The organism is Gordonia namibiensis NBRC 108229, from assembly GCF_000298235.1.
Classification (GTDB): domain Bacteria; phylum Actinomycetota; class Actinomycetes; order Mycobacteriales; family Mycobacteriaceae; genus Gordonia; species Gordonia namibiensis.
In genome coordinates this window covers 1-25,817 of sequence record NZ_BAHE01000025.1, presented here as the reverse complement: position 1 = coordinate 25,817, position 25,817 = coordinate 1, and the positions used below count along the sequence as shown (strand labels likewise).

26 protein-coding genes are annotated in these 25,817 nt (G+C 67.2%); 13 read left to right on the top strand and 13 right to left on the bottom strand.

Annotated elements, in window-relative coordinates:
• Positions 1-8: 8 nt before the first annotated feature.
• Genes GONAM_RS14620 through GONAM_RS14610 form a run of 3 tightly spaced genes read right to left on the bottom strand, consistent with a single transcriptional unit; the run spans position 9 to position 2,793 of the window.
• On the bottom strand, positions 9-791 hold the full coding sequence (locus GONAM_RS14620) for a CoA transferase subunit A (RefSeq protein WP_006867531.1): 783 nt from the start codon (positions 789-791) through the stop codon (positions 9-11).
• A complete protein-coding gene (pcaD, locus tag GONAM_RS14615; protein WP_006867530.1) occupies positions 788-1,561 on the bottom strand; it encodes a 3-oxoadipate enol-lactonase in 774 nt (257 codons plus the stop codon). The genes GONAM_RS14620 and pcaD overlap by 4 nt, the downstream gene beginning before the upstream one ends.
• On the bottom strand, positions 1,558-2,793 hold the full coding sequence (locus GONAM_RS14610; RefSeq protein WP_040536553.1) for an acetyl-CoA C-acetyltransferase: 1,236 nt from the start codon (positions 2,791-2,793) through the stop codon (positions 1,558-1,560). The genes pcaD and GONAM_RS14610 overlap by 4 nt, the downstream gene beginning before the upstream one ends.
• A gap of 90 nt (positions 2,794-2,883) precedes the next feature.
• Here GONAM_RS14610 and GONAM_RS14605 point away from each other — a divergent pair, with 90 nt between their 5' ends.
• Positions 2,884-3,774 carry a LysR substrate-binding domain-containing protein gene (locus GONAM_RS14605; protein WP_006867528.1) on the top strand — a complete coding sequence of 297 codons (891 nt, stop codon included), beginning with the start codon at positions 2,884-2,886 and terminating at the stop codon, positions 3,772-3,774.
• A 151-nt stretch (positions 3,775-3,925) separates the two neighbouring features.
• Here GONAM_RS14605 and GONAM_RS14600 read toward each other — a convergent pair whose 3' ends face one another.
• Positions 3,926-4,702, bottom strand: a complete 777-nt coding sequence (locus tag GONAM_RS14600) for an enoyl-CoA hydratase (protein WP_006867527.1) — start codon at positions 4,700-4,702, stop codon at positions 3,926-3,928.
• Positions 4,703-4,732: 30 nt separating this feature from the next.
• Entirely contained in the window at positions 4,733-5,806 is a 1,074-nt protein-coding gene (locus GONAM_RS14595) for an enoyl-CoA hydratase/isomerase family protein (protein WP_006867526.1), read from the bottom strand.
• 106 nt (positions 5,807-5,912) lie between these two features.
• Here GONAM_RS14595 and GONAM_RS14590 point away from each other — a divergent pair, with 106 nt between their 5' ends.
• Positions 5,913-6,785: a siderophore-interacting protein gene (locus GONAM_RS14590; protein WP_006867525.1), complete on the top strand. Its 873-nt coding sequence runs from the start codon at positions 5,913-5,915 to the stop codon at positions 6,783-6,785.
• Positions 6,786-6,794: 9 nt separating this feature from the next.
• Here GONAM_RS14590 and GONAM_RS14585 read toward each other — a convergent pair whose 3' ends face one another.
• Entirely contained in the window at positions 6,795-7,292 is a 498-nt protein-coding gene (locus GONAM_RS14585) for a MarR family winged helix-turn-helix transcriptional regulator (protein ID WP_006867524.1), read from the bottom strand.
• A 66-nt stretch (positions 7,293-7,358) separates the two neighbouring features.
• Between GONAM_RS14585 and GONAM_RS14580 the strand changes: the two genes are divergently transcribed.
• Entirely contained in the window at positions 7,359-8,786 is a 1,428-nt protein-coding gene (locus GONAM_RS14580) for an FUSC family protein (protein WP_006867523.1), read from the top strand.
• On the opposite strand, the gene GONAM_RS14575 is transcribed toward GONAM_RS14580, so the two are convergent.
• The 3 genes from GONAM_RS14575 to GONAM_RS14565 are packed head-to-tail and all read right to left on the bottom strand — an operon-like array spanning position 8,783 to position 11,180.
• Positions 8,783-9,607, bottom strand: a complete 825-nt coding sequence (locus GONAM_RS14575; protein WP_006867522.1) for an amino acid ABC transporter ATP-binding protein — start codon at positions 9,605-9,607, stop codon at positions 8,783-8,785. The genes GONAM_RS14580 and GONAM_RS14575 overlap by 4 nt on opposite strands.
• 49 nt (positions 9,608-9,656) lie before the next feature.
• Positions 9,657-10,313, bottom strand: a complete 657-nt coding sequence (locus GONAM_RS14570) for an amino acid ABC transporter permease (protein WP_006867521.1) — start codon at positions 10,311-10,313, stop codon at positions 9,657-9,659.
• Between the two features lie 24 nt (positions 10,314-10,337).
• Positions 10,338-11,180 (bottom strand): substrate-binding periplasmic protein, encoded by an 843-nt coding sequence (locus GONAM_RS14565; protein ID WP_006867520.1) that lies wholly within the window; start codon positions 11,178-11,180, stop codon positions 10,338-10,340.
• A gap of 346 nt (positions 11,181-11,526) precedes the next feature.
• Between GONAM_RS14565 and GONAM_RS14560 the strand changes: the two genes are divergently transcribed.
• From GONAM_RS14560 to GONAM_RS14535, 6 genes are read left to right on the top strand one after another with little or no spacing between them, the layout of a single operon-like run.
• Complete coding sequence (locus GONAM_RS14560; protein WP_006867519.1) at positions 11,527-12,885, top strand: aminotransferase class III-fold pyridoxal phosphate-dependent enzyme; 1,359 nt, start codon at positions 11,527-11,529, stop codon at positions 12,883-12,885.
• A complete protein-coding gene (gene hydA, locus GONAM_RS14555; RefSeq protein ID WP_006867518.1) occupies positions 12,882-14,360 on the top strand; it encodes a dihydropyrimidinase in 1,479 nt (492 codons plus the stop codon). The genes GONAM_RS14560 and hydA overlap by 4 nt, the downstream gene beginning before the upstream one ends.
• Before the next feature lies 1 nt (position 14,361).
• Positions 14,362-15,366, top strand: a complete 1,005-nt coding sequence (locus tag GONAM_RS14550) for an LLM class flavin-dependent oxidoreductase (protein ID WP_006867517.1) — start codon at positions 14,362-14,364, stop codon at positions 15,364-15,366.
• The gene (locus tag GONAM_RS14545) at positions 15,363-16,223 is read left to right on the top strand and encodes a carbon-nitrogen hydrolase family protein (protein WP_006867516.1); all 861 of its coding nucleotides are present in this window, start codon (positions 15,363-15,365) and stop codon (positions 16,221-16,223) included. Before GONAM_RS14550 ends, GONAM_RS14545 begins: the two co-directional genes overlap by 4 nt.
• A 50-nt stretch (positions 16,224-16,273) precedes the next feature.
• Positions 16,274-17,062 carry an IclR family transcriptional regulator gene (locus GONAM_RS14540; protein WP_006867515.1) on the top strand — a complete coding sequence of 263 codons (789 nt, stop codon included), beginning with the start codon at positions 16,274-16,276 and terminating at the stop codon, positions 17,060-17,062.
• A 46-nt stretch (positions 17,063-17,108) separates the two neighbouring features.
• Positions 17,109-17,525, top strand: a complete 417-nt coding sequence (locus GONAM_RS14535; protein WP_006867514.1) for a carboxymuconolactone decarboxylase family protein — start codon at positions 17,109-17,111, stop codon at positions 17,523-17,525.
• 42 nt (positions 17,526-17,567) lie between these two features.
• On the opposite strand, the gene GONAM_RS14530 is transcribed toward GONAM_RS14535, so the two are convergent.
• The gene (locus GONAM_RS14530; protein ID WP_006867513.1) at positions 17,568-18,440 is read right to left on the bottom strand and encodes an SDR family oxidoreductase; all 873 of its coding nucleotides are present in this window, start codon (positions 18,438-18,440) and stop codon (positions 17,568-17,570) included.
• Positions 18,437-18,940: a MarR family transcriptional regulator gene (locus GONAM_RS14525; RefSeq protein WP_006867512.1), complete on the bottom strand. Its 504-nt coding sequence runs from the start codon at positions 18,938-18,940 to the stop codon at positions 18,437-18,439. Before GONAM_RS14525 ends, GONAM_RS14530 begins: the two co-directional genes overlap by 4 nt.
• 95 nt (positions 18,941-19,035) lie before the next feature.
• On the opposite strand from GONAM_RS14525, the gene GONAM_RS14520 reads away from it, so the two are divergent.
• Positions 19,036-20,514, top strand: a complete 1,479-nt coding sequence (locus tag GONAM_RS14520) for an MFS transporter (protein ID WP_006867511.1) — start codon at positions 19,036-19,038, stop codon at positions 20,512-20,514.
• A gap of 63 nt (positions 20,515-20,577) precedes the next feature.
• On the opposite strand, the gene GONAM_RS14515 is transcribed toward GONAM_RS14520, so the two are convergent.
• Both GONAM_RS14515 and GONAM_RS14510 read right to left on the bottom strand, forming a co-directional pair.
• Positions 20,578-21,321 (bottom strand): GntR family transcriptional regulator, encoded by a 744-nt coding sequence (locus tag GONAM_RS14515; RefSeq protein WP_006867510.1) that lies wholly within the window; start codon positions 21,319-21,321, stop codon positions 20,578-20,580.
• A 46-nt stretch (positions 21,322-21,367) separates the two neighbouring features.
• Positions 21,368-22,519 (bottom strand): acyl-CoA dehydrogenase family protein, encoded by a 1,152-nt coding sequence (locus tag GONAM_RS14510; RefSeq protein ID WP_006867509.1) that lies wholly within the window; start codon positions 22,517-22,519, stop codon positions 21,368-21,370.
• A 201-nt stretch (positions 22,520-22,720) separates the two neighbouring features.
• Here GONAM_RS14510 and GONAM_RS14505 point away from each other — a divergent pair, with 201 nt between their 5' ends.
• The 3 genes from GONAM_RS14505 to GONAM_RS14495 are packed head-to-tail and all read left to right on the top strand — an operon-like array spanning position 22,721 to position 25,716.
• On the top strand, positions 22,721-23,536 hold the full coding sequence (locus tag GONAM_RS14505; protein WP_006867508.1) for an HpcH/HpaI aldolase/citrate lyase family protein: 816 nt from the start codon (positions 22,721-22,723) through the stop codon (positions 23,534-23,536).
• Positions 23,529-24,542 (top strand): MaoC family dehydratase, encoded by a 1,014-nt coding sequence (locus tag GONAM_RS14500; RefSeq protein ID WP_006867507.1) that lies wholly within the window; start codon positions 23,529-23,531, stop codon positions 24,540-24,542. The genes GONAM_RS14505 and GONAM_RS14500 overlap by 8 nt, the downstream gene beginning before the upstream one ends.
• A 34-nt stretch (positions 24,543-24,576) precedes the next feature.
• On the top strand, positions 24,577-25,716 hold the full coding sequence (locus GONAM_RS14495) for a CoA transferase (RefSeq protein ID WP_006867506.1): 1,140 nt from the start codon (positions 24,577-24,579) through the stop codon (positions 25,714-25,716).
• Positions 25,717-25,817 lie beyond the last annotated feature (101 nt).

Below are 25,817 nucleotides of genomic sequence, written 5' to 3'. Positions count from 1 at the left end.
CAGCTCTCCTAAACGGTGGCGACGGTGGGGCGTTCGCGGATGGTGCGCTTCTCGATCCCCTTGCGCGAGGCCTGTTCCGGGGTCAGTTCGAGAATGCGCTGGACGAAGATGCCCGGCAGATGGATCTCGTCGGGTCCGAGTTCGCCGACCTCGACGACCCTCTCCGCCTCGACGATCGTCGTGCGGCCCGCCATCGCGGCCGGCGGGTTGAAGTTGCGTGCGGCAGCATGGAATCGGCAGTTGCCGGCGGTGTCGACGACCGCGGCACGGATCAGTGCGTAGTCGGTGACGATCGCTTCCTCGAGCACCATCGGCTTGCCGTTGAAGGTGCGGACCTCCTTGGGCGGGGAGGCCTCGGCGACGGTACCGTCGGCGTTGTAGCGCCACGGCAGGCCACCTTCTTCGACGAGGGTGCCGACGCCCGTGGGGGTGAAGAAGGCGCCGATTCCGGCGCCGCCGGCACGCATCCGCTCGGCGAGGGTGCCCTGCGGGGTGAGTTCGACGGTGACCTCACCGGAGAGGAATTGGCGTCCGAACTCCTTGTTCTCGCCGATGTACGAGGCGATCACCTTGTCGATGCGACGGTTCTCGAGCAGCAGACCGAGTCCCGCTCCGTCGACGCCGCAGTTGTTGGACACGATGGTGAGGTTCTTCGCGCCCTGGGCGAGGAGTGCGTCGATGAGGAATCCCGGGATGCCGGCGAGACCGAAGCCGCCCACCGCGAGGCTCGCCCCGTCGGGGATGTCGGCGACGGCGTCGGCGGCCGAGGCGGCCACTTTGTCGTAACTCATTGCTGCTCCAGGTGTTCGATCAGTGCGGGGTTGATGATGTCGGGCTGCTGGGCGTTGGCCAGGTGCGCCGCGTCGGGGACGACGAGGAGGCGGCCGTTCTGGACGTTGGCGGCGATCTCCTCGAGTTTGGCGGGCGGGGTCGCCGGGTCGTCGGAGCCGGCGATGGCCAGTGTCGGTACCGCGATCGACGGCAGGTCGCCGCGGAGATCCATCTCGGCGATGACCTCGCAGCACGAGGCGTACCCCTCGGCCGGGGTCGCGGCGACCATGTCCTCGTGGTACTTCCGGGACTCCCCGTAGGTGCTGAGGTATTCGGGCGTGAACCACCGCTGCACAACGGATTCGGCGACGGCACCGGTGCCCTGTTCGCGTACCGTGGCCGCCCGGTCGAGCCAGGATTCCCGCGGCGGGAGCTGAGCTCCGGTGCAGAACAACGCGACCCGGTTGACCCGTTCGGGATTCCGGGCGGCGACCCGCATCATGGTCATGCCACCGAGCGAGAGCCCCACGAGGTGAGCACGCTCGATGTCGAGACGGTCGAGCAGGGCGATCACGTCGTCGGCGAGGTCGTTGATCGTGTACGGCCCCTTGGGAACCGGGGATTCTCCGTGGCCGCGGGTGTCGTAGCGGACGACGCGGAACCGCGCTTCAAGTGCGGCCAGCTGCGCATCCCACATGCGATGCGTGGACCCGAGCGAGTTCGACAGGACGATCGTGGGACCGTCGGGACGACCCGACACGACTGCATGTACCTGCACCGGGGCGCTCATCGGGTGGCCTCGAAGATCGCGGCGAGACCCTGGCCGCCGCCGATGCACATGGTCTCGAGGACGTAGCGCGCCTCGCGGCGTCGTGCCTCGTAGGCGGCGGTGGCGAGTATTCGACCGCCGGTCGCACCGATCGGGTGGCCGAGGGAGATCCCGGAACCGTTGGGGTTCAGCCGTTCGTCGCCGGCGTCGATCTTCCACTCGTCGAGGCAGGCGAGGACCTGTGCGGCGAAGGCTTCGTTGAGTTCGATCAGGTCGATCTCGTCGAGGGTGAGGTCAGCGCGGTCGAGGGCAGCGGCCGTGGCGCTGACCGGACCGATACCCATCGTCTCGGGCTCACATCCGGTCACGGCCCAGGAACGCAGGGCGAGAAGGGGTTCCAGTCCACGACGCTGTGCTTCGGCGCGGGTGGTCACCACGCACATGGCCGCGCCGTCGTTCTGTCCGGACGCGTTGCCGGCGGTGACCGTGGACTCCGCGTCGAGCTTGAGCCGGATGGGGCGCAGCTTGCCGAGCGATTCCGCGGTGGCGTCGGCGCGCGGGTGCTCGTCACGGTCGATGACGGTGTCGGGCTTGCCGCGGCGTCCGGGGATCGTGACCGGCACGAGTTCGTCGGCGAAGCGACCCTCATCATGCGCGGCGACGGCCCGGTGGTGCGACCGCGCGGCGTACTCGTCCTGGTCGGCGCGGGAGATGCCGTACTTCGCACGCAGGTTCTCGGCGGTCTCGATCATGCCGCCGCGCACCGGATGCGATTCGCCGCCGGCGGTGAGGCGTCCGCGATCGAGGCGATCCATCAGTTCGACGCCACCCTGCTTGATCCCCGACCGAAGGCCGAGAGCGTAGTGCTCGACATTGGACATCGACTCGGCACCACCGGCGACCACGAGACGCGCGCCGCCAGTCGCCACCGACGACGCCGCGGTCAGGATCGCCTGCAGGCCCGAACCGCACCGGCGATCGACCTGCATGCCGGGGACACCCACGCCGAGACCGGCGTCGAGGGCCGCGATGCGCCCGAGCGCCGGCGACTCACCGCTCGCGTACCCCTGTCCGAGGATGACGTCGTCGATGTCGCCCTCGCCGAGGCCGGTTCGCGTCGTCAGCTCCTTCAGCAGGTCGGCTGCCAGGCGGGTGACCGGCACGGAGGAAAGCGCCCCACCCATGCGCCCGACGGGGGTGCGCAGGGGTGAACAGAGAACGATGTCCGTGTCCGCGGTAGTCGAAGTAGCCATGCGTCCAGCCTAGGTACCTGCAGCTATATGGAGAAGTATCCATTTGGACATCTTTGATATGTCAGGAGTATCAATGCGTAGGATGGCCGCATGGAGCTGCGCCACCTGCGGTACTTTCGCGCCGTCGCCGAGGAACTGCACTTCGGCCGCGCGGCCCAACGCCTGCACATCGCCCAGCCGCCGCTGTCCCAGCAGATCCGGCAACTCGAGGAGGAACTCGGCGTCGCCCTGCTCGTCCGGTCCACGCGCCGCGTCGAGCTGACCGCCGCCGGCGAGGACTACCTCCGTCAGGTCGAGGCCATCCTCGATTCCGTCGACGCCGCGGGACGCCGGGCGCAGCGTATCGCCGACGGTCGGCAGGGGAACCTGGCCATCGGATGCGTCGGGTCGGCAACCTACTCGCTGCTGCCCCGCTTCGTGCGAGCTCTGCGCGACGAGCTGCCCGACGTCGACGTCAGCGTCCGCGGCGAGATGCTGGCCCCCGAACAGCTGGCCGCCCTGGAGTCGGGCGACATCGACCTGGCCCTGCTACGGATGCCGGTGGAGACGCACGGGCTGCACGTGGAGTCGATCCGAACGGACCGCCTGATCGTCGCGTTCCCTGCCGATCACCCGCTCACCGCGACCCCCGAGGACCAGGCGGTGGACATCGCGCAGCTCCGCGGCGAGGACTTCATCTCACATGTCGGTGGCGGCCGGTCGGTCATCGCCGGAGTCCTGGCCGCCACGTCGGAACGCGCAGGATTCGTGCCGCGCATCCGGCACGAGGTCGAGGAGACGTCGACGCTGGTGACACTGGTCGCGGCCGGGCTCGGCGTGGCCATCGTGCCCGAGCCGACCTCGGCCCTCGGCGTGGCCGGCGTCGTCTACCGGCCCCTGTCCGCACCCATCGACCACGTCGACCTGGCGGCCGCCTATGCGGCGGCGCGTCGGACACCGCTCGTCGACCGGGCGGTGGAGGTGCTCCGCACTCTCTCCTGAACGCCGCCCTTGTGCTCCCTGAGGAGCGAGCTTGCGAGCGTCACGAAGGGCCTGGCGAGAATCACTCACCAGGCCCTTCGAGGCTCGTCGCTATCGCTCCTCGCACCTCAGGGAGCAAGATCGATTGCGACGCAGCGATTTTCGCGAACTATCAGCGGTGCGTGAAGATCGGGTCCCGCTTCTCGACGAAGGCGGCCATGCCCTCGGTCTGGTCGTCGGTGGCGAACGTCGAGTAGAACAGGCCACGCTCGGCGCGGACGCCTTCGGTCAGACCCGACTCGAACGCGCGGTTGACGGCCTCCTTGGCGAGGGCCGACGCGATGAGCGACTTCGAGGCGATGACCTCGGCGATCTCGATGGCCTTGGCGAGGGCTTCTTCCTTGGGGAAGACGCGCGACACGAGGCCCGCACGCTCGGCCTCTTCGACCTTCATGTTGCGGCCGGTGAGGATCATGTCCATCGCCTTGGCCTTGCCGACGGCGCGGGTGAGGCGCTGCGAGCCACCGATGCCCGGGATGACACCGAGGTTGATCTCCGGCTGACCGAAGACGGCGTTGTCGCCGGCGATGATGAAGTCGCAGAGCATGGCGAGCTCACAGCCGCCGCCGAGGGCGTAGCCGGTGACCGCGGCGACGATCGGGGTGCGGGTGCGTGCCAGCTCGTCCCAGGCGCCGAAGAACTGCTGGTTGGCGACCTCGGCGTAGGTCTTGGTCGACATCTCCTTGATGTCCGCACCGGCGGCGAACGCCTTCTCCGAACCGGTGATGACGATGGCACCGATGGCGTCGTCGACGTCGAATTCCTTGACGACGCCGACCACTTCGTTCATGAGCTCGGAGTTGAGGGCGTTGAGCGCCTTCGGACGGTTGAGGGTGATGATGCCGACGCGGCCGCGGCGTTCGACGAGGATGGTCTGGTATTCGGTCACGAGTGTCCTTCTTCCGGTTGAGGTGGTCGGTCAGGCAGGGAACGTCAGGTCGTGCGGCAGCGGCGCGAAGAACGCGTCGACGCCCGCCTCCGAGAATTCTGCCCAATTCGGGTTGCGGTCCTTGTCGATGACCTGCGCGCGGATACCCTCGGCCATGTCGGGATGCAGGAGGCACCGGAGGGAGACGCGGTATTCGCGGACCAGGGTGTCCTCGAGGGTCGCGTCGTTCGCGGCCTCGCGCAGCGAGCGCAGCGTGACCGCCAGCGCGGTGGGGCTCTTGGCCGCGATGGTGTCGGCGGTCTTGGTCGCCGCTTCGGTGCCGACCGCGCGGCACCGTTCGATGATCTCCGAGATGGTCTCGGCGGCAAAGGCTTCGGAGATCCACTCCCGCTGGGCGGCGAGCTCGGACTCGGGAGCCTCGGTGGCGTACTCCGCGATCGCGGCGTCGACTCCCGTCGTTCCGATGGCCTCGATGAACGCCGGCAGCGACTCGGAGGGGACGAAGTGGTCGGCGAGACCCATGGCGATGGCGTCGGCGCCGCGGAGGTGGGCCGCGGTGAGGCCCGCGTACAGGCCGAGCCCGTCCGGGACCCGCGAGAGCAGGTGTGTACCACCGACATCGGGGACGAAGCCGATGCCGACCTCGGGCATGGCCAGACGGGTGCGGTCGGTCACGATGCGCACGTTGCCGTGTGCGGAGACGCCGACACCGCCGCCCATGACGATGCCATCCATGATCGCGACGTAGCTCTTGGGGTAGCTCGAGATCGCCGCGTTGAGTCGGTACTCGTCGAACCAGAACTTCGCCGACGGCGAGTTCTCGGCCTCGATGTCGGTGGAGTCGGGATTGCCGCTGAGCGCCGAGGCGTCGCGGTGGATCGCGACGATGTCGCCGCCCGCGCACAGCCCGCGCTCGCCGGCGCCGTAGAGAACGACGGCCTGAACCGCGTCGTCACCGGCCCATTCGTCGAGTCGCTCCGCGATCTCGGTGGCCATCTCGTGGTCGATCGCATTGATCGACTTCGGACGGTTGAGGATCAGCGACCGCGCCGACCCGTTCTCCTCCGTCAGGACAGACGGGACCAGCACTGATTGTTCCGACACGATCGAAACTCCTCTCCACACCGACAGGCCTCCACAGATGGTTGCATATCCTAGTAACAGAGGCCAGACCCCGGGTGTCCACCGGTAGTGAGGTTAGGGTGGCCTCATGGGCTACTCGAGAGCACGCGTCCGCGGGGTCGACGACCTGACGCCCAACCTGCGACGACTGACATTCGACGTCGCGGACCTACCCGGCCTGGGACTGCCCGGCGTCGCCGACGAGGCGGTGGGCATCTACTTCCCTGCCGAATCGCAGCGCTCGACGCCCGACATGCAGTGCCGCGACGGAATCTGGGCCTACTACGACCTCGACCCCGCGCCGGACGGGCGCAATTACTCGATCCGCGCGGCCGACCCGGCAGCCGGCACCGTCGTCGTCGACTTCGTGATCCATGCCGCCGGGCCGGCGACGACGTGGGCCCAGCGCACCGAGCCCGGCCACGAGGTCGTCATGACGCACGCGCGCAGCTGGTTCGCGCCACCGACCGGCACCGGCCGCCTCGTCCTGGCCGCCGACCTCGCCGGACTCCCCGCGCTAGCGCGGATCATCGAGGCTCTCCCGGTCGTCGACTGCGTGACCGTGGTGGCCGAGGTGCCGTCGCCGACCGATCTCGCCTACCTACCCGAGCGGAAGGTCGAGACGATCACGCTGATCGGCGGCAACGGACGAACCCCGAGCCGGCTGGCCGAGACCGTCGCAGCACTGGATCTCCCGGACGCCGCCGGGTACTGCTGGTTCGCCGGGGAGGCGTCGGAGTCACGGGCCGTCCGCAAACACCTGCGCAGCGAATTACGTTGGGGCCGCGAGTCCTACGACGTCATCGGCTACTGGCGGCAGGACAGCGAACGCTGGACGCAGGCGTACTCCGAACGCAGCACCGAGCTGTTCGCGGTGTACCGGCAGGCGCTCGCCGAGGGGAAGACCGAGAAGGAAGCATCAGAGGAGTTCGACGAGGCGCTCGAACGGGTCGGGCTCTGACCCGCAGGCTCACTCGACGTTCCGCGTGACCCGCCGGAGCAGGTTCACCAGCGTCTCGATCTCCTCGTCATCGAGATCGTCGAGCATCTGATGTTCGCTCTCGATGCGGCGGGGGAACTCCTCGTCGACGAGTGCACGCCCTGCTGGAGTCAACGACAGCAGGACCACGCGGCCATCACGTTCGAGTCGCTTCCGCTCGACCAAGCCCATGGCGACCAGTCGTTCGACGTTCTTGGTGGTCGACGCCCCGGAGATGCCGGCAACCGACGTGACCTCGCTGGCCCGGAGCGGCACGTCGCTACGCGCGAGTGCACCGAGGACATCGAACTCGGTCCGGGTGATCCCGCGAGGAGCGAGGTCACGGTCGAAACGTGCGAGGGCCAGCGAGCCGATCCGCACGATGCGCCCGATGACATCAACCGGCCGCATGTCGAGGTCGGGATACTGCGCCGCCCACTCCCGGCGGGCACGGTCGACGTAATCCGACGACGCAGAGGGCTCTGACATGCGCCGATCCTAACCCTTCGCAGATGTTTCATAGATAATTTACCGAGAAAGTATTATCGTTGACGGGTGCCCGACTCCCCCACCTCGACCCGTGACCGCAGCCGCCTGAAGCATTCGCGCAGGGCATTGGCGCATTCGGTGTCCCCGGCCGCGTGGCGCAGCACGCTGGAGTTCCGTCGCGCCGACCCCACCGTGGCGATCGCCGTGCGCGTCGGGCTCGCCGGCGCGATCGTCCTCGTTGCCGGCGGCCTGCTCGGCCGGACCGAGATCGCCGGGTTCGCCGCCCTCGGCTCCCTCGCCGCCGCGTTCCTCCGATACGAGCCCTATCCCCGACTGGCCCGCAAGCTCGCGGGTGTGGCCGGACTGATCGTCGCCTATACAGCGTTCGGCGCCGCCCTCGGTGTCGCGGGCGCGCCTGTCTGGACGCAGGTGGTGCTGGTCTCGGCGGGCGCCGGTATCGCATACTGGCTCACCTTGGTCTTCGGGATCACCGGCCCCGGCCCCGTCGTCATGATCTTCGCCGCCGCGGGCGCGGCCGGGTTCGCGGACACCTGGGCCGACGCCGCCTCCGCCGCCGGGGCCGCCGCGCTGGGCGGCCTCGTCGGTTGGGCCGTGGCGATGGCCCCCGCTCTGTCCCATCCACACAGTCCTTCCCGGGTGGCCGTGGCACGCGCCCTCGCGGCCGTGTCGGCAACCGAACAGCAGGGCGACCAGGCGGTCGCAGCTGCGCGAGCGCTGATCACCCGGGCCCGGGAGACCATCGCGCTCACCCCACAACGACGCGTCGACGAACACGTCCACGAACTGATCGCACTGCTCGACGCCGCGGAGAACGCCCTCTGCGGGCGCGAATCCGGGCTGTCCCGGCAGGACGACTTCGCGCGACTGGAGGCCGAACTCCGCAAGGTGCGCAGCGACATCCGAACGCCCCGGACACCCGACACACCTCTGCCGGTCTCGGCCTCGTCCCCGGATTACCTTCGCGCCGCGATGGACAAGGCGTTGTGGTTCAGCGCCTCTCGCATGGCCGTCGCATCGCTGATCGCCGGCATGTCGGCGGTCGCCGTCGGACTGGACCACCCGCTCTGGGCGATACTCGGCACGATCGCCACGTTGCAGGGCGTGAACTACGGCCACGCCGTTCAGCGCGGCATCCAACGTCTACTCGGAAACACCGCAGGCGCCCTACTCGCCGCCGCAGTGATCTTCGCCGACCTCGGTTACTGGCCACTCGTCGTGATCGTGGTGGCCTGCCAGACCGCCGCGGAACTGACGGTGACCCGCAATTACGCACTGGCCTCGACCTTCGTCACCGCCATGGCACTACTGGTGACCTCGATCGGCCACCCCGCCGGCACCGGCATCGCGGCCGCCCGTGTCGGCGACACGCTCGTGGGTGTCGTCGTCGGAGTTCTCGTGGCAGCGTTGACCATCCGTCCCGACGACCGGCACCACCTGACGGCGCCCGAACCTACGGAGAAGTCGGCCGACTAACCCCCTTCGGGAGACTCCTCGTCCTTCGCTTGATCCTGGGCGATCGCCACGCCGACCGGATCGACGACGGCGTTGACGAAACGGGCCAGTCGCGCGGTGGGCGGCTTGGCGATGAGCTCCGGGCCGCCCTGGGCAACGATCTGCCCCTGTTCCATGAAGACGACCCGATCGGAGACCTGCTCGGCGAATCCCATTTCGTGCGTGACGCTGATCATCGTGAGCCCCTTCGTGGCAAGCCTTTTCATGACCAGCAGAATCTCGGCCTTCATCTCCGGGTCGACTGCGGAGGTGACCTCGTCGAAGAGGACCACGCGCGGTTGCATGGCGAGCGTCCGCGCCATGGCCACACGTTGCTTCTGCCCACCGGAGAGCTGGCCGGGGTAGGCGTCGATTCGGTCCCCGAGGCCGACCTCCTCCAGCAGTTCGATCGCCCGGGCACGTACCTCCGCCAGCGGCTGCCCCAATGAATTCACCGGCGAGTCCATGACGTTCTCGATCACACTCATGTGTGGAAAGAGGTTGAAGGACTGGAAAACCATGCCGACATCGCGACGCAACTCGCGGAGATCGCGTCCTCGGAGGTGCTTCTGCTGCCCCTTCGCATCCGGCCCGGAAACACGTTTGCCCAGGATGTCGATGGTCCCCGCGCTCGGTGTCTCGAGCAGGTTAAGGCAACGAAGCAGAGTTGTCTTCGCCGCGCCCGACGGCCCGATCAGGGCGACCACCTCGCCCTGGTTCACGGTGAGGTCGACGCCGTGGAGGATCTCGCGATCTCCATAACTTTTTCGTAGGCCAGAGATCTCGATGATGGGTGTGGTCATGCCAGGACTCCTTCGGCTCGCATGATTCCGGTGCTCGCGACCACCGTGCTCATGACTTCAGTGCGAACGCACGCTCGAACAGGAACTGCAACAACACCAGCACCGTGTTCAGAAGCAGGTAGATGATCGCGACGATCGTCAGGATCTCCAGCGGCTGAAAGGTGGTGCTGATCAACCTGTTCGCGGTTCCGGTGATCTCGGCGACCGTGATGGTGCTCGCGAGTGACGTCGCCTTCAGTGCGGTGATGGCGTTGCTGAAATAGGGCGGAATGCTGACACGGAAGGCCTGGGGTGCGATGACCCGCCACATGTAGTGCGTCGGAGTCATCGCCAGGGCCTGCGCGGCCTCCCATTGTCCGCGGTCGACCGCGGACAACCCACTTCGGAAGATCTCCGCGGTGTAGGCCGCGGCGGTCAGACCGAGGCCCAGGATTCCCGCGGCCATCGGCGTCAGGGCCACTCCGAGCGCGGGCAGTCCGAAGTACGTGAAGAACAGGATCACCAACGGCGGGAGGCCGCGGAAAACCCAGGTGAAGGCGATGGACACGGCGCGCAACGGCCACACCGGGGTGGTGCGCATCAACGCGAGCAGTGCGCCACCGACCGTACCGATCGCCATGCTCCCGAGGAACAGCCAGATGGTCGCCCACAGACTGTCCAGGAGCGCACCGAGGTACTCGCCCCATACCTGTGCGTCGAATGTCATCTCGTCACCAACCCGGTCCGCGGACTACTGGTCCGACTTGGTGGGCGCGACCGGGAACGGATTGGCCGCATCCAGCGAGGTCGGGGTCGGGAGTGCCTGACCGAACCACTCCATCTGCAGCGATCCGATGGTCCCGTCGGAGTACATCTCGGTCAGGGCCTTGTTGACGCGGTCGAGCAGCTCGGTGTTGCCCTTCTTGGTGGTCGCGGCCACGATCGAGGGATTGACCGAGTCGCCGACCGGGGCGACGCCGTCGGCCGGGTTCTTCTGGGCGTAGTACAGCGCGTTGATGGTGTCGTAGACGATCGCGTCGATGCGGCCGTTCTTCAGGTCCAGGATCGCCTGCGACGGTCCTGCATAGGCAACGAGGTCGGAATACCCGAGGTCGGCCTTGTTCGCCAGCGCCCACTGTTGCTGCACGCTGCCGTCGACGGCGCCGATCCGAAGGCCGGCCAGCGACGAGTCGAGACCGGTGATCTTCGCCTTGTCGGCGGCCCGGACCATCGCCACCGATCCGCTCGACGCAACCGGGTGGGTGTAGTCGAGTTGCTTCGCGCGCTCCGCGGTGAACACCACCGAACCGTCGGACATGTCGTAGCGACCGGTGGTGACACCCTGCAGCAGGGACTTGTAGTCGACCTTCTCGAACTTGACCGTGGCGCCCATGCGCTCGCCCATCTCCTCGGCGATGTCGATCGCGTAACCGGTCAGGTCACCGGAGGTCTCGACCATTGTGAATGGGGCGTAGTTGGCCGACGTCGCCACGGTCACCACATCACCGTTGCCCTCATCGGTCGTTGCGCAGGCGCTGAGTGCCAGGACGCCTCCGAAAACGGTCACCAGGGCACGTAAAGGCAGCTTTCTCATCGCGTTGTCCTTCTGTCGAGGGGGATCGCCCCGGGGGTCGCTGGGGCGAGAGAGGGAACAGCCGAGCAATCGCACCCAGTGTCGGTTCACTGAGCGCGATCTCGGTTCGGTGGATGAGTCAACGTTCCGGTCGTTTAGCGGAGGTTGCCCATTTGTGAACACTGGGTTTCAAGCCCATCGCCCCAGGTCAGGGCGTCCACCGAAGTGGTTGCACAGCAGTGATTTTCATCCAGTACGGAATGGAAACCACTGTGTAACAAGGTCGAAACCGAACCAGTCCAAGCTGCTCACATCCCACTGAGACAGCGGTTCACTAGCTGAACCAGACCCCCCCTTGGAGGCCCCCATGACGAGCAGCGGCACGCTCACGCCCACGACGCAGGAAGGAACCGATTGGATCGCCCGCGCCCACCGCGACCACGTGCTCACCTCATGGTCGAAGCAGTCGGGCCCGGACCCGATCACCGTCGTCGACGCCGCCGGCTGTTGGTTCGTCGACAGCAACGGCAACAGATACCTCGACTTCCTGTCCCAGCTCGTGAATCTCAATCTGGGTCACCAGCATCCGCGGCTGGTCGAGGCGATCGCCGAGCAGGCCCGCAAGTCGTGCTTCATCGGTCCGACGTTCGCGAACGAGGCGCGTAGCCGGCTGGCTCTCGAACTCGACGCCCTCACTCCCGGCAACCTCACCTCCAGCTTCTTCACCACTGGCGGCGCCGCAGCCAACGAAGCCGCCATCGCCATCGCCCGCGCGGTGACCGGCCGGCACAAGGTCGTGGCCCGATACCGCTCGTACCACGGCGCCAGCGCCGGGGCGATGACACTGACCGGCGATTCGCGCCGGTGGGGGCTGGAACCCCTGACCACGCCGGGTGTCGTGCGCATGCTCGACCCTTATGTACCGGGTGGGGGAAACCCGGACGACCCCCGCTACTCCGCTGCCCATCTCGAAGAGGTCCTCCAGTACGAGAACCCCGGGAGCGTCGCCGCGGTGATCATGGAGACCGTCACCGGCACCAACGGGCCCATCGTTCCCCCGCCCGGTTACCTCAAATCCATTCGCGAGGTGTGTGATCGGCACGGAATCCTCTTGATCTGCGACGAGGTGATGGTCGGGTTCGGCCGACTCGGCACCTGGTTCGGCATCGAGCAGTTCGGCGTCGTGCCCGACATCCTCACCACAGCCAAGGGCATCAACTCCGGCTACGTCCCGCTCGGTGCCACGATCGTGGGCGCGCACATCCGCGACGCCCTCCGCGACATCGCCCTGCCGGCCGGTCTCACCTACGCCGGGCACCCGCTCGCCTGCGGCAGCGCCGTCGCGTCCATCGAGATCATGAAATCCGAAGGTGTGGTGGAGAATGCGGCGATCCAGGGTGCGCGCCTGCAGCGTGGCCTCGAGGAGTTGGCGCGACGCCACCCCAGCGTCGGCGGCATTCGGGGTCTCGGTCTGATGTGGGGCATCGATCTCGTGGCAGCCGACGGATCCCCGCTGATCCCGTTCAAGGGAACACCCGAGCAGTCCACCCCCGGCGTCGCCGTCGTGAAGGCTGCCAAGGAGCGCGGTCTGTGGATCGGCCGCCAGGACAGTGTCATCCGGCTCGCACCGCCGCTGATCATCACCGCGGAGGAGATCGACCTCGCGCTGTCGATCCTCGACGAGGCACTCGTCCACGCCGACGACGCCGTGGGAGTGGTTCGATGACAGAGAGTCTCATCATCCGCGGCGGTCACGTGGTGACCGCCACGGACACCTTCCGCGCCGACGTGCTGATCGCCGACGGCAAGATCGCCGCCCTGGGCGTCGACGACGGGTGGACCGCGGACCGCGTCATCGACGCCGACGGCCACTATGTCCTTCCCGGCGGGATCGACACCCACACCCACTTCGAGCACCACAACCTCAAGGGCACCACCCGGACCGCGGACGATTTCCGCACCGGCAGCGCCGCATCGGCGGCCGGCGGCACCACCACCTTCGTCGACTTCGTCCGCGGACTCCCCGGCGAGAGCCTGATCGACGCCTTCCACCGTCGCCGGACGGCCGCAGAACAGGGTTCGATGATCGATTTCGGTTTCCACCTGATGGTGCCGGCGACCGCGAACTCCGACGATTCGTTCGACCAGTTGCGGCAGCTGACAGCGGAATTCGGGGCCACCAGCTGGAAGTTCTTCATGGCCTACACCGGGCTGATGGTGCCCGACGACGTGCTCATCCGCGGGTTCACCGAGGCCAAAGCACTCGGGGTGCTCCCCATGGTGCACGCCGAGAACGGCCATATGGTCAACGCCGCCGTCGACGCACTCATCGAAGAGGGCAAGACCGAGGAGCACCATCACATGCACGGCCATCCGGCCGCCGCCGAGCGCGAGGCCATCGTGCGCGCGGCGACGATCGCCGAGTGGGTGGACACACCGTTGTTCATCGTCCATGTGTCCTCGGCCGACGGCGTCGGCGAGATCCAGGCCCTACAGAGTCGCGGACGTCCCGTGTTCGGCGAAACGTGTCCGCACTACCTCGTGACGGGGTACGAGGACTACTCGCAGGCGGATTTCGAAGCGGCCAAGTACATCTGCTCGCCTCCCATCCGGGAGAGCAGTCACCAGGAGCCACTGTGGAACGCCCTGGCCACCGGTGTCCTGGGGTCGGTGGGTACCGATCACGCGACCTACACGATGGACCAGCCCGAGGACCTACCACCACAGAAACCGCAGGGGCGCGGTTTCTTCCCGAACGTGCCGCCGGGAGTCCCTGGGGCCGAGGAGCGCCTGATGGTCCTCTACGAACACGGCGTTGCACGAGGACGTTTCGACCTGAACCGGTTCGTCGACATGACGTCGACCAACCCGGCAAAGACCTTCGGCCTCTACCCCCGCAAGGGGACCATCGCCCCTGGTTCCGATGCCGACGTCGTCATCTGGGATCCGCAAGCCGACCACACCATCTCGGCCGACCGGCACCGCTCCCGCGCCGGATACACCCTCTACGAGGGTATGTCGGTCAGCGGAGCACCGCGCCACGTCTTCTCGCGCGGACAGCAGCTCGTCCGCGACGGTGAGCTGGTGGAACTGTACGGACACGGCCGGTACCAACCTCGGACGACGCTGCGGGATCGAACACCGACCCCGCTCCCCGCCGATCGATCCGATTCATCCCTACCCATCGACTGTGAGGTGTGATGTGACCATTCCACTTGGAGTTCACCTCGGTGAACGTTTCACTCTGGACGAGACGAAGGCCATTGCCGATGTCGCCGACGAAGCAGGCTTCGACAGCCTGTGGGTGGCCGAAGGCCGCTTGACCCGAGACGCGATCAGCGTCATGGCACTTCTCGCCGACCGTACCCATCAGGTCCGCATCGGCTCGGGTGTCATCAACAACAAGACCCGCAATCCGGCCCTCACTGCCGTCACCTTCAAGACCCTCGACGAGATCGCCCCTGGGCGAATCATTCTCGGCGTCGGTGCGTGGTGGGAGCCGATCGCATCGAAGGTCGGTGCCCCCATCCGCAAGCCGCTGGGCACGATGCGCGAGTTCATCTCGATCTGCCGGTCACTCTTCGCCAACGAGGAGGTGGCGCTCCAGGGCGAGCACTTCTCGATGGACAAGATCCGGTTCGACCGGATGTACGCCGAGAACAAGCCGGTCGACATTCCCATCTACACCGGTCCGGTCGGTCCGAAGATGCTCGAACTGTCCGGAGAGCTCGCCGACGGGGTCTACCTCGACTTCCTGATGCCGACGAGCTACACCCGTGAGGCTGTGAACGCGTTGCAGCGCGGTCGCGAACGCAGCACGCTCACCAAGGATCTCGACATCACGCAGATCATCTGCTGCTCGATCGACGACACCAACCCCGAAGATGCCAAGGACTCAGTCAAGGCGTTCCTCACCATGTACCTGATGCAGCAGCCGCACATCGGTTCCCACTGCGGCGTCGAGCCCGGTCTCGTCGACCGCCTGAAGGAGATCGCGGGTTGGCCGGCACGCCCGGAGGACATCCGCAAGGCCATGCCACTCGTCCCCGACGACCTCGTCCGTCGCGTCACCGCCTACGGCACCACCGCACAGACAGCCGACATGATCGACGAATACCGCGCGGCCGGCGTCCGTGTGCCCGTGGTGTTCCCGCTCGGCGCCAACCCTGTTGACACCATCCGTTCTCTCGCAAAGGTTTCCGCATGACAACCCCTGAAAAGACCAGCACCGAGGAGACCACGCCCGGCATCGTCACCGCCGGCGTCCTACAGCTCCGGCCGACCGCCGATCGAGAGGCCAACCTCGCCGTCGTCGCCGATCTGATCGATCAGGCCGCGGCCCGCGGCGTCAAGGTCTTGCAGCTGCCGGAACTCTTCTCGGTTCCCTTCGTGGCGCCCATGCCCGTCGATCCCGATTACCTGGTCTACGGCGAGCCGCTCGACGGCCCCAGTAACACGATGGTGGCGGAGAAGTCGCGCGAGCACGGGATGACCATCGTGTCGTCGATCTTCGAGAAGACCGCGGCTGCCGGGGTCTTCTACAACACCGCGACCATCTTCGTCAGCGGTGAACGCCGCCTGGACTACCGCAAGTCGCACCTGCCGCTGTCGTTCAATTTCCCGGAGAAGTCGTACTTCCGCCCCGGCGACAAGTCACCGGAGGTCGTCGACGCCGACGGCATCCCGGTGTCGACGATCATCTGCTACGAACGGCACTTCCCCGAACTCGCCCGCACCGCAGCGGTTCAGGGCGCCACCGTGCTGGGCATCCCGATCGCCTCCGGCAACGGGTACTCGCGTGAGACATTCGATCTGGAGCTGAAGGCACATGCGGTCTTCAACTGCATGTACGTGCTGGCCAGCAACCGCATCGGCATCGAGGGGCCCAAAGAGTACTTCGGCGGCAGCTCCATTTACGGACCCGACGGCGAGACGGTGGCCACGGCCGAGGACAACGGCTGCGACGAACTGGTGGTCGGTGACATCGACCTGGGCCAGCTCCCGGCCAAGCGCGCTTTCGGTCGTCCTTTCCTGCGCGATCGGCGGTTCGCCCTATACAAATGACACCTACGACACCCGCTTCCCCTGTAATCACCCCGATCTGAGGAGAACCCGTGGCCGATGCCGGGCTGGTACAGAAGACCCTCCGCGTCCTGCAGACCGTCGCCGCGAGTCCGAACGGTATCGGTCTGTCCGGGGTCGCCCGGCTCACCGAGATCCCCAAGGCGACCTGCCACCGGATCCTGCTGGCACTGGCCGCCGAGGACTGGGTGGTCCTCAACGAGGACACGAAGCGCTTTCACATGTCCCTGTCGGTGCTGCTCATGCTCAGCCCGACATCGGACCGGGACACCGCACTGTCGTATGTGAACCGACTCCTGGAAGCCCTCGCCACCCAGGCGATGGAGACCTGCGGACTCGATCAGCCGATCAAGGGCACCAACACCGTGATGGTGCTCGCCCAGACGGCCTCGCCGCACAACATCGGGCTCGGACGCCGTGCGGTACCCCGGATGCAACCGGCGTGGTCGACCTCGACCGGCAAGGTGTTCCTCTCGCTCGGTGATCCCGAGGCAGTGCGTCAGGAGCTCGAAGCCGATGCCCTGTTCCGGGATTCACCGCGCGGGAGAGACCTCGACGGGTTCCTCGAGGAGCTCGCCGAGAGCGCGGAACGCGGGTATGCGTCTTCACGAGATGAACTCGAGCCGGGCGCAGCCTCGGTCGCCTGCCCGGTTCGGGTCAATGGCGCAGTGCCGTACGCGATCTGGGTGGGAGGACCCACCTACCGACTGACGCCCGAACGGGTTCCGGAGATCGCCGGACTACTCCGCCACACCGCGCACGACATCGAACGGGTGCTCGCCCGCACGCCGCCCGGCACCCAACTGGGTCCCGCGCTGTGACACCACCCTCAGCAATTCCCCCATTTTTCGATCAAGGAGACAACTCATGACAACGACGTCGACCACGACACCGCATTCGGAGCTCTACGACGCCGGTCTGGCGATGCGCAAAACCGTCCTCGGCGACGCCTACGTGGACAAGGCACTATCGGCGGTGACCGAGTTCGGTCAGCCCATGCAGGATCTCGTCACCGAGTACTGCTGGGGCGGCATCTGGACCCGCGAGGGCCTCGACCGCCGAACGCGGAGCCTGCTGAACCTCGTGATGCTGACCGCCCTCAACAGGCAGACCGAGTTCTCGACGCACGTGCGCGGCGCACGGGCCAACGGGGTCACCGACGAAGAGATCCAGGAAGCACTCTTGCAGACCGCCGTATACGTCGGTGTACCAGCTGCCCTGGAGGCCTTCCGCAACGCGGAGCGGGTACTTCGCGAACTCGACGCTGCGGAACAGGCCGACTGAAACCCGAGCCGGGCAGGTCGCAGGCAGTATTGGATACTGCTGTCAGTACTGGGCGACCTGCCCGTCCTTCGGCGCGCGGTACATCTTCCACAGCAGCTTCGGAATCCCGCGCACCGGCAGCGGCCGGGGCCAGTCCCGGGTACGCATGAGGGCCTCGGTTCCACCGTCGACGGTGATGATGGTGCCGGCCATGAAGTCGGCGGCGGGCGACAGCATGGTCATCACCCATGCGGCGAGTTGTTCGGGGGTTCCGAACTCGCGCACCGGAACCGGGAACGACGTGACGGCCTTGGCCTGCGGGCTGTCGAGCTGTGCCTGCAGCAGCGGCGTCATCACCGGGCCGGGTGCGATCACGTTGATCCGGATGCCCGCACCCGCCCACTCCGGCTTGGTGCCCTGCCAGCGGACCCACTGGGTGACCGCGATCTTCGACGCCGCGTAGGCGACCGGCGCGGTGACGCCGCGGCGTCGGAGGATCTGCCGGGTGGCACCGACCGTGTCGCCGTTGATGAGCCGGCGGATCGCGCCGCGCGGCACCAGCGGTGTCACCGTCGTCGAATTGGAGCCGAAGACAACCACTTTCGCCTTGTCCGCAGCGGCCAGCGCCGGACGCCAGGCGGTCAGCAGGTCGGTGACGCCGAGGACGTTGACCTCGGTGATCATCCGCTCACGCCCCTTGGTCGGCCCCATTCCGGCGGCGAGGACCGCACCGTCGAGCTTCCCGCCGGTCTTGGCCAGGACTTCCTCCGCAGCCTTCTGCCGACCGTGCGGGGTCGACAGGTCGGCGACGACATCGGCGTCCCGCAGATCGACGCCGATCACCGTATGGCCCTCCCCGCACAGGGATTTGGCGACAGCCGCCCCCATCCCCGACGCCGATCCGGTCACCACGTACGTACCGCCCCCAGTGCTCATGCCAGCCCTCTCTTCAATCCCTCATCGCTCTTCTCGTTCCGCTCACCGGTCCCGTGCCGGTCCTGCGTCCGTTCATAGGCGTCGTTGAACGCCCGTAATTCATGGAGCAGCGCCTCGGGACTGCCCGGCGCAAGGTCGGCGAAGACCTGCTCCAACCGTTGGGCGCGCAACAGTCCGTCGCGTTTGAAGGCCTCCCGACCCAGTTCGGTGGGGCGGATCAGCTTGGACAGCGAGTCCTCCACCTCGAAACGCTCGAGGTAGCCGTGCTTGATCGCGGCGTTCACCTGTCGGTTCACCGTCGACTGTTCGAGCTCCAGTTCCTCGGTCAGTTCACGAAGGGTCCGCGGCCGCCCGTCGGACAGAACCCACAGGATGGCGAAAGCCGACTTCTCCAGTCCCACCGATGGATGCACGAGACTCCGCCGCCGGGACATGCGCAGCAATTCGGCCGCCAGGTCTCGGTGCACCGGCGATCGCCACGGCGCGTGGTCCTCGGACATGTCTCCTCCATCACATTCGACCAGGACAATCTACTGTCCGGTTTGCCTATGTACGTTACATATGTATGCTGCATACCTCGAAGGAGGTCTCAGATATGAGCCACGTACAAGGTCAGGCGCCTGCCGACGACCAGGCCGCAGCCGCGGCCGACAAGGCACCCGCCGGCGCTGTCATCAGCGTCGTGGTGCTCTGCTTCGGCGGCCTCGTCGCCTCGCTGATGCAGACCCTGATCATCCCGATCCAGCCGGATCTGCCGCGTCTCCTCGGGACCTCGATCGGCAATGCCTCATGGATCATCACCGCCACGCTGCTTGCAGCAGCCGTCGCGATGCCGATTGCCGGCCGCCTCGGCGACATGTTCGGCAAGCAGCGCGTCCTGCTCGCGAGCGCCGCGCTGCTCACCCTCGGTTCGCTGCTCTGCGCACTCGGCGACACCCTGATCCCGCTGATCATCGGACGCGGAGTCCAAGGCCTGGCGATGGGCTTCATCCCGGTCGGCATGAGCCTCATCCGCGAGATCACCCCGCCGCGCATCACGTCCATGGCCGTGGCCGCGATGTCGGCGACCCTCGGCGTCGGTGGCGCCATCGGCCTGCCCCTGTCGGCCTGGATCGTCCAGACCTGGGATTGGCACGCTCTCTTCTGGGTCGCCACCGGCCTCGGCGTGCTCATCGTGGTCGCCGTCCTCGTCTTCCTCCCCCGCGTGAACACCGCCGCGGGCGGACGCCTCGACATCCCCGGTGCCGTTGGCCTGGCCATCGGCCTCTCTGCCTTCCTCATCGCCGTCTCGAAGGCCAACGACTGGGGCTGGACCTCGGCCAGCACGCTGGGTCTGGGCCTCGGCGGCATCGCCGTGCTGGTTCTGTGGGGATTCTTCGAACTCCGCCAGCGGGAGCCGCTGGTCGACCTGCGGACGTCGGCTCGTCCGGCCGTGCTGCTGACCAACATCGCGGCTGCGGCCATCGGTTTCGGCATGATGGCACAGGCGATCATCCTGCCGATGCTGCTGCGACTCCCCGAGGCGACCGGATACGGCCTGGGACAGTCGATTCTGGCCGCGGGCCTGTGGATGGCCCCGGGCGGCCTGATGATGATGTTCTTCGCACCGCTCTCAGGTCTGCTGATCAACCGGATCGGCGCCAAGTTCACCCTCGCGATCGGTGCGAGCATCCTCGGCGCCGGCTACATCTTCGCCTTCTTCCTCATGGACTCGGCGTGGAAGCTGATGCTGGCCTCGATCATCTGCGCCATCGGCGTGGGCATCGGCTATGCGGCCATGCCGACCCTGATCATGGGGTCGGTACCGCCCACCGAGGCCGGCGCGGCCGTCGGCCTGAACGGTCTGATGCGTTCACTGGGCACCACCGTCGCCTCCGCCGTCATGGCCCTGGTCCTGGCCAGCGCGACCATCTCGCTGGGCGGCACCGAGGTCCCCGACGAATCGACGTTCACCTGGTGCTTCCTGATCGCGGCCGCCGCAGCCTTCGTCGGCGTGGCGATCACCCTGCTGATCCCCACCAAGGCGAGGGCATCGAGCATCGTCGAAGAGCAGCCGGCCCGCGCCGGTCACTGACCCTCCCGAACGCGAGAGTGGCCCGGCAGTCATCGTCGACTGCCGGGCCACTTTCGTTGTGCGTCACAAACCGCTACGACGCAGCGTCACGCGGTAGGTGTAATGCTCGGGCAGGAAGTAACTGACCGCGAGTTCGACCGCCCGCCCACGAGAGTCGGTGTAGAGCCGGTCTACCCGCAGCACCGCATGTCCCTCCGGACAGCCGAGACGCCGTGCGGTCTCGGCGTCGGCGGTGGTGGCCGTGATGGATTGCGCGCATTCCTCGATCGGATACTGCAGATGGGGTTCGAGCAGACCGATCATCGTGGAATCACTTGTCGCCCCGGACTTCACCTCGGGCGCATCGATCACGAGCCGCGCCACCGACTCGGGCCACGACACGGTCGTGACCACAAACGGCACGCCGTCGTGGAAACGCTGGAACACGATCCGGTAGACGACGTCGGTGTCGAGACGCAGGCGCCCGGCAGCCTCGAGATCGACTCGACGCGAGGGGGATTCGAGGACCTGCATCTCGGTGTCGGTGGACAGGTTCATCAGGTCGTCGATCGAGCCGAGCTGCCGTAGATACTGACCGGCGTTCTCGGTCGCGAAGGTACCTCGCCCGGGCACCCGGTACACCGAACCCTCGGTGACCAACTCGAGGAAGGCGCGGCGCACCGTCTGCCTGCTCAGCCCGTACTCCTGCGAGAGCTCGGACTCGGTGGGCAGCCGGACACCTCCCTTGTAGCGACCCTGCGCGATGTGCGAACGCAGTTCGGCGGCCAGCACCTTGTACGCCGGCTCGGACTGCCCGACCTCGCCCATCCCACTCCCCTGTTCGAGTACCACCGCTGCCGACGAACCGTCGCCGTCAGATACCGCCCCGCGCCACGAGCTGCGCGGCGATCACATTGCGCTGGATCTCGTTGGTGCCCTCACCGACGATCATCAGCGGTGCGTCGCGGAAGTACCGCTCGACGTCGAATTCGGTGGAGTAACCGTATCCGCCGTGGATGCGAACCGCGTTGAGGGCGATCTCCATGGCGACCTCGGAGGCATAAAGCTTGGCCATGCCGGCCTCCATGTCGCAGCGCTCGCCCTTGTCGTACTGCTCGGCCGCGTGCCAGGTGAGTTGCCGGGCCGCGGTGAGCTTGGTCGCCATGTCGGCCAGGTAGTTGCCGATCGACTGGTGTTTCCAGATCGGCTGGCCGAAGGACTCGCGCTGCTGCGCGTAGGCCAGCGAGTCCTCGAGAGCGGCCGTTGCGACACCCAGTGCGCGACAGGCGACCTGGATACGCCCGGTCTCCAGACCTTTCATCATCTGTCCGAAACCCTTGCCGGGCACCGTGCCGAGGATCGCCGACTTGGGTGCGCGGTAGCCATCGAACGAGAGCTCGCAGCTCTCTACGCCCTTGTAACCCAGCTTGGGCAGGTCGCGCGAGACCGTCAGTCCGGGACCGTGTTCGACGAGGACGATCGAGATGCCCCGGTGTCGCGGCTGCGCCGCCGGATCGGTCTTGCAGAGCAGCGCGATCAGTCCCGAGCGTCGGGCATTGCTGATCCAGGTCTTGGCGCCGCTGATGACCAGCTCGTCGCCGTCCTCCTTGGCAACGGTCGACATCGCCTGCAGGTCGGAACCACCGCCGGGCTCGGTCAGGGCCATCGTCGCCCGCATCTCGCCCGTGGCCATCCGCGGCAGATAGTTCTGCTTCTGCTCCTCGGTGCCGAACAGCGTGATCAGCTTGGCGACCACGGTGTGTCCGCCCATCGCACCCGCGAGGCTCATCCAGCCCCGGGCGAGCTCCTGGGTGACCTGCGCGTAGCAGGGCATCGACACCGGCGAGCCGCCGTACTCCTCGGGCACGGCCAGTCCGTAGATCCCGATCTGCTTCATCTGCTCGATCCACTTCTCGGGGTATTCGTTGGCGTGCTCGACCTCCTGCACGGTCGGCTTGACCTCGCGGTCGACGAACCGCCGAACGGTCTCGACGAGGAACGATTCTTCGGCTGACAGCGTGCTCATGGAGGGGCTCACCTGTGCTCTTCGTGGTCGGGCTGATTTGTACGGCCATTTTGTCCATCGGCCGTACCTATGTCAACCTTCCCATCAGACGTCCAGGTCTGATAGAACCGTGACGGCACACTTTGGCCGCACATTTGGACCCGACACCCGGGTTGTCACGATCAATTGGGAGCAATGGTGCAGAGAAGACGAGGCGTTCTGGTGGCGCCGGCCTCCGACGACCGCAAGGCACGCAAGGCGCTGGCCTCGATCGCCGACGAGGTGGTCCTCGACCTCGAGGACGCGGTCACCCCGGCCAACAAGGACACCGCACGCGCCGCCGCTGCCGAACTCGTCAACGAGTTCGGCGCCGATCGCGCGGTCTCGCTGCGCATCAACGCCATCGACACCCCGTGGGCGTCGGACGATCTCGCGGCGTGCGCGCAGATGCCGAACCTGACCTCGGTGGTGCTCCCCAAGGCCGACACCCCCGGCGACCTCCTGGAGGCCGACAAACAGCTCGGCGACTCCCCGGTCCGGCTCCAGGCGCTGCTGGAAACCCCGCGCGGCATCCGCGATGCCGCAGCGATCTGCGCGGCCACCGACCGTCTCGACGCCGTTCTGATCGGGTACGCCGATCTCGGTGCGTCGCTGGGCCGCGCGTCGGGTCTGCCCATGCACACGTGGCATGTCGTGCAGGACTCGGTGTTACTCGCCGCCCGAGCCGCGGGTGTCGACGTGGTCGACGGCCCCCACCTGACCATTGCCGACGACGACACCTTTCGGGACGCCAAGCGCTGGGTCCGCGACCTCGGCTTCGACGGAACCTGGGTGATCCATCCTGCGCAATTGGCAAGTGCCATCGAGATCTTCACCCCGGACTCCGACGCCGTCGAGGACGCGCGACGAGTACTCGAGGCGCTGGAGAAGGCGGCTGCCGCGGGCGCAGGTGCCGCAGAGCTCGATGGCCGGATGCTCGACGAGGCACTCGCCGTCTCCGCTCGCCGGGTGCTCGCGAAGGCGGCAGTCGATGACTGAGGCGATCGCGGTCGGCGGACCATACTTCGACGAACTGACCCACGGACAGGTCTTCGACGACGCCCCGTCGCTGACACTCACCTCCGGTCTCGCCGCCGGCCATCAGTCGATTCTCGGTGACCGCCTGAGGCTTTCACTCGACGCACATCTGGCGGGTCGCGTCCTGGGCGAGGGCACGCTCGCTCATCCCGGGCTCGTCACCGACGTCGCGATCGGACAGTCGACACTCGCCACTCATCACGTCAAGGCCAACCTGTTCTACCGCGGGCTGCGTTTCCTGAGCTACCCGAAGATCGGCGATACGCTCACCACCGTGACCGAGGTCGTCGGGCTGCGGGAGAACAAGTCCAAGCCCGGCCGCGCCCCGACCGGCCTGGCCGCGCTGCACATGGTCACCACCGATCAGAACGGCGCGACGGTCCTCGACTTCTACCGCTGCGCGATGCTGCCGCTGTCGCCGAACGCCGACCCGGATCGCACCGTGCACGCCGACGATCTGAGCACCATCGGGCCCGGCGACGAAGCCGACCCCGCGTTGCCCGATTGGGATCTGGCCGCCTTCCGGTCGTCGTTCGGCGGACAGCACTTCTCCCCGGATCTGGCCGGACGCGTCTTCCGCTCGAGCGCCGACGTGGTCTCCAGCGCACCGGAACTCGCGCGCCTGTCGCTGAACATCGCGGCCACCCACCATGACGAGCGGGTGGCGGGCAAGGCCGCGGGCGGTCGACTCGTCTACGGCGGACACACCATCGGACTCGCTCTGTCGCAGGCCAACCGTGCCCTGCCGAACCTGGTGACCGTGGTGGCCTGGGACGCGTGCGACCACACCGGCCCCGTGCATGAGGGCGACACCCTCAGCTCAGAGATCCACGTCGAGGAAGCCACCCCGCTCGACGGTGGCGGCGGGCTCCTGCGGCTTCGGTCGAAGGTCGTCGCCCACGGCGACGCCGACGGCCAGGGGGACCGCGACGTCCTCGACTGGCGCTACCACGTCCTGATGGCCTGACCCGAACACCCGCCCCCCGGAGGATCTTTCGCTCATGAGCACCAATCCCCGCCCCCTCGAGGGCCTTCGCATCGTGGAGGTGTCGAGCTTCGTCGCGTCACCGCTGTGCGGTCTGACGCTGTCCCAGCTCGGCGCCGAGGTGATCCGCGTCGACCCCATCGGCGGTGCCGCCGACACCAACCGCTGGCCGGTCACCGCCGACGGCAACTCCATCTACTGGACCGGTCTCAACCGGGGAAAGAAGTCGGTGACCGCGAACTTCCGGGAGCCCGAGGGGCAGAAGCTGATCCAGGATCTCGTCACCGAGAGCGGTCCGGGCGGCGGCATCCTCGTCACCAACGCCGGCGGTCGCGCATGGATGAGTCACGACACGTTGGCCGCCAAGCGCCCCGACGTCATCACCCTCGAACTGCTCGGACGCACCGACGGCACTCCCGGCGTCGACTACACGGTCAACGCGGCACTGGGCTTCCCGTCGATCACCGGCCCCACCGACTACGCGGGCGTCGTCAACCACGCCCTCCCCGCGTGGGATGTGGCCTGTGGCCTGTATGCCGCTCTGGCGATCACCGCTGCAGTCCGACGCCGCGACCAGACCGGCGCCGGTGCCCAGATCACGTTGCCCCTCGAGGACACCGCCCTCGCGATCGCCGGGACGCTCGGCTACCTCACCGAACCGCAGTTCGGCGGCGGCAGCCGGCCGGCGACCGGTAACGACGTGTACGGCACGTATGGAACAGATTTCGTCGCCGCCGACGGCGGTCGCTTCATGCTCGTCGCCCTCACCCCGCGTCACTTCCGCGATCTGGTCGCCATGACCGAGACCGGCGACGCGGTGGCCGCGATCGAGAAGGCACTCGGCGCCGACTTCACCACCGAAGCCGACCGCTACACCCACCGCGGGATCCTCACGCCGCTGTTCGCCGCGTGGTTCGAACGCCACACCACCGCCGAGGTCGAGGAGGCCCTGGCGAAGAGTGCGGTGCTGTCGGAGCGGTATCGCACGTTCGACGAGGTCGTCGAGTCCGGTGTGTTGCAGAAGAATCCGCTGTTCACCGAGCTGGACCAGCCCGGCATCGGCACGTATCTCGCGGCCGGTCTCCCGGCCCGGTTCGACGGAGAGCACTACTTCGCCGGCCCCGCCCCGGAGCTGGGGTCGTCGGCGGGGTTCTGACGCAACGCATCCCCACTATTGCCTGAGGTGCGAGGAGCGATAGCGACGAGCCACGAAGGCCTGGCGAGATTCTCACCAGGCCTTCGTGGCTCGCTTCGCTC

Bases quoted from the DNA above. Each gene is read 5' to 3' on its own strand.
- GONAM_RS14520 (WP_006867511.1), top strand. From the start codon at position 19,036: ATGAGCCACGTACAAGGTCAGGCGCCTGCCGACGACCAGGCCGCAGCC.
- GONAM_RS14525 (WP_006867512.1), bottom strand. From the start codon at position 18,940: ATGTCCGAGGACCACGCGCCGTGGCGATCGCCGGTGCACCGAGACCTG.
- GONAM_RS14575 (WP_006867522.1), bottom strand. From the start codon at position 9,607: ATGACCACACCCATCATCGAGATCTCTGGCCTACGAAAAAGTTATGGA.
- GONAM_RS14565 (WP_006867520.1), bottom strand. From the start codon at position 11,180: ATGAGAAAGCTGCCTTTACGTGCCCTGGTGACCGTTTTCGGAGGCGTC.
- GONAM_RS14530 (WP_006867513.1), bottom strand. From the start codon at position 18,440: ATGAGCACTGGGGGCGGTACGTACGTGGTGACCGGATCGGCGTCGGGG.
- GONAM_RS14510 (WP_006867509.1), bottom strand. From the start codon at position 22,519: ATGAGCACGCTGTCAGCCGAAGAATCGTTCCTCGTCGAGACCGTTCGG.
- GONAM_RS14610 (WP_040536553.1), bottom strand. From the start codon at position 2,793: ATGGCTACTTCGACTACCGCGGACACGGACATCGTTCTCTGTTCACCC.
- GONAM_RS14605 (WP_006867528.1), top strand. From the start codon at position 2,884: ATGGAGCTGCGCCACCTGCGGTACTTTCGCGCCGTCGCCGAGGAACTG.
- GONAM_RS14585 (WP_006867524.1), bottom strand. From the start codon at position 7,292: ATGTCAGAGCCCTCTGCGTCGTCGGATTACGTCGACCGTGCCCGCCGG.
- GONAM_RS14500 (WP_006867507.1), top strand. From the start codon at position 23,529: ATGACTGAGGCGATCGCGGTCGGCGGACCATACTTCGACGAACTGACC.
- GONAM_RS14545 (WP_006867516.1), top strand. From the start codon at position 15,363: ATGACAACCCCTGAAAAGACCAGCACCGAGGAGACCACGCCCGGCATC.
- GONAM_RS14570 (WP_006867521.1), bottom strand. From the start codon at position 10,313: ATGACATTCGACGCACAGGTATGGGGCGAGTACCTCGGTGCGCTCCTG.
- GONAM_RS14590 (WP_006867525.1), top strand. From the start codon at position 5,913: ATGGGCTACTCGAGAGCACGCGTCCGCGGGGTCGACGACCTGACGCCC.
- GONAM_RS14560 (WP_006867519.1), top strand. From the start codon at position 11,527: ATGACGAGCAGCGGCACGCTCACGCCCACGACGCAGGAAGGAACCGAT.
- GONAM_RS14535 (WP_006867514.1), top strand. From the start codon at position 17,109: ATGACAACGACGTCGACCACGACACCGCATTCGGAGCTCTACGACGCC.
- hydA (WP_006867518.1), top strand. From the start codon at position 12,882: ATGACAGAGAGTCTCATCATCCGCGGCGGTCACGTGGTGACCGCCACG.
- GONAM_RS14620 (WP_006867531.1), bottom strand. From the start codon at position 791: ATGAGTTACGACAAAGTGGCCGCCTCGGCCGCCGACGCCGTCGCCGAC.
- GONAM_RS14515 (WP_006867510.1), bottom strand. From the start codon at position 21,321: ATGGGCGAGGTCGGGCAGTCCGAGCCGGCGTACAAGGTGCTGGCCGCC.
- pcaD (WP_006867530.1), bottom strand. From the start codon at position 1,561: ATGAGCGCCCCGGTGCAGGTACATGCAGTCGTGTCGGGTCGTCCCGAC.
- GONAM_RS14495 (WP_006867506.1), top strand. From the start codon at position 24,577: ATGAGCACCAATCCCCGCCCCCTCGAGGGCCTTCGCATCGTGGAGGTG.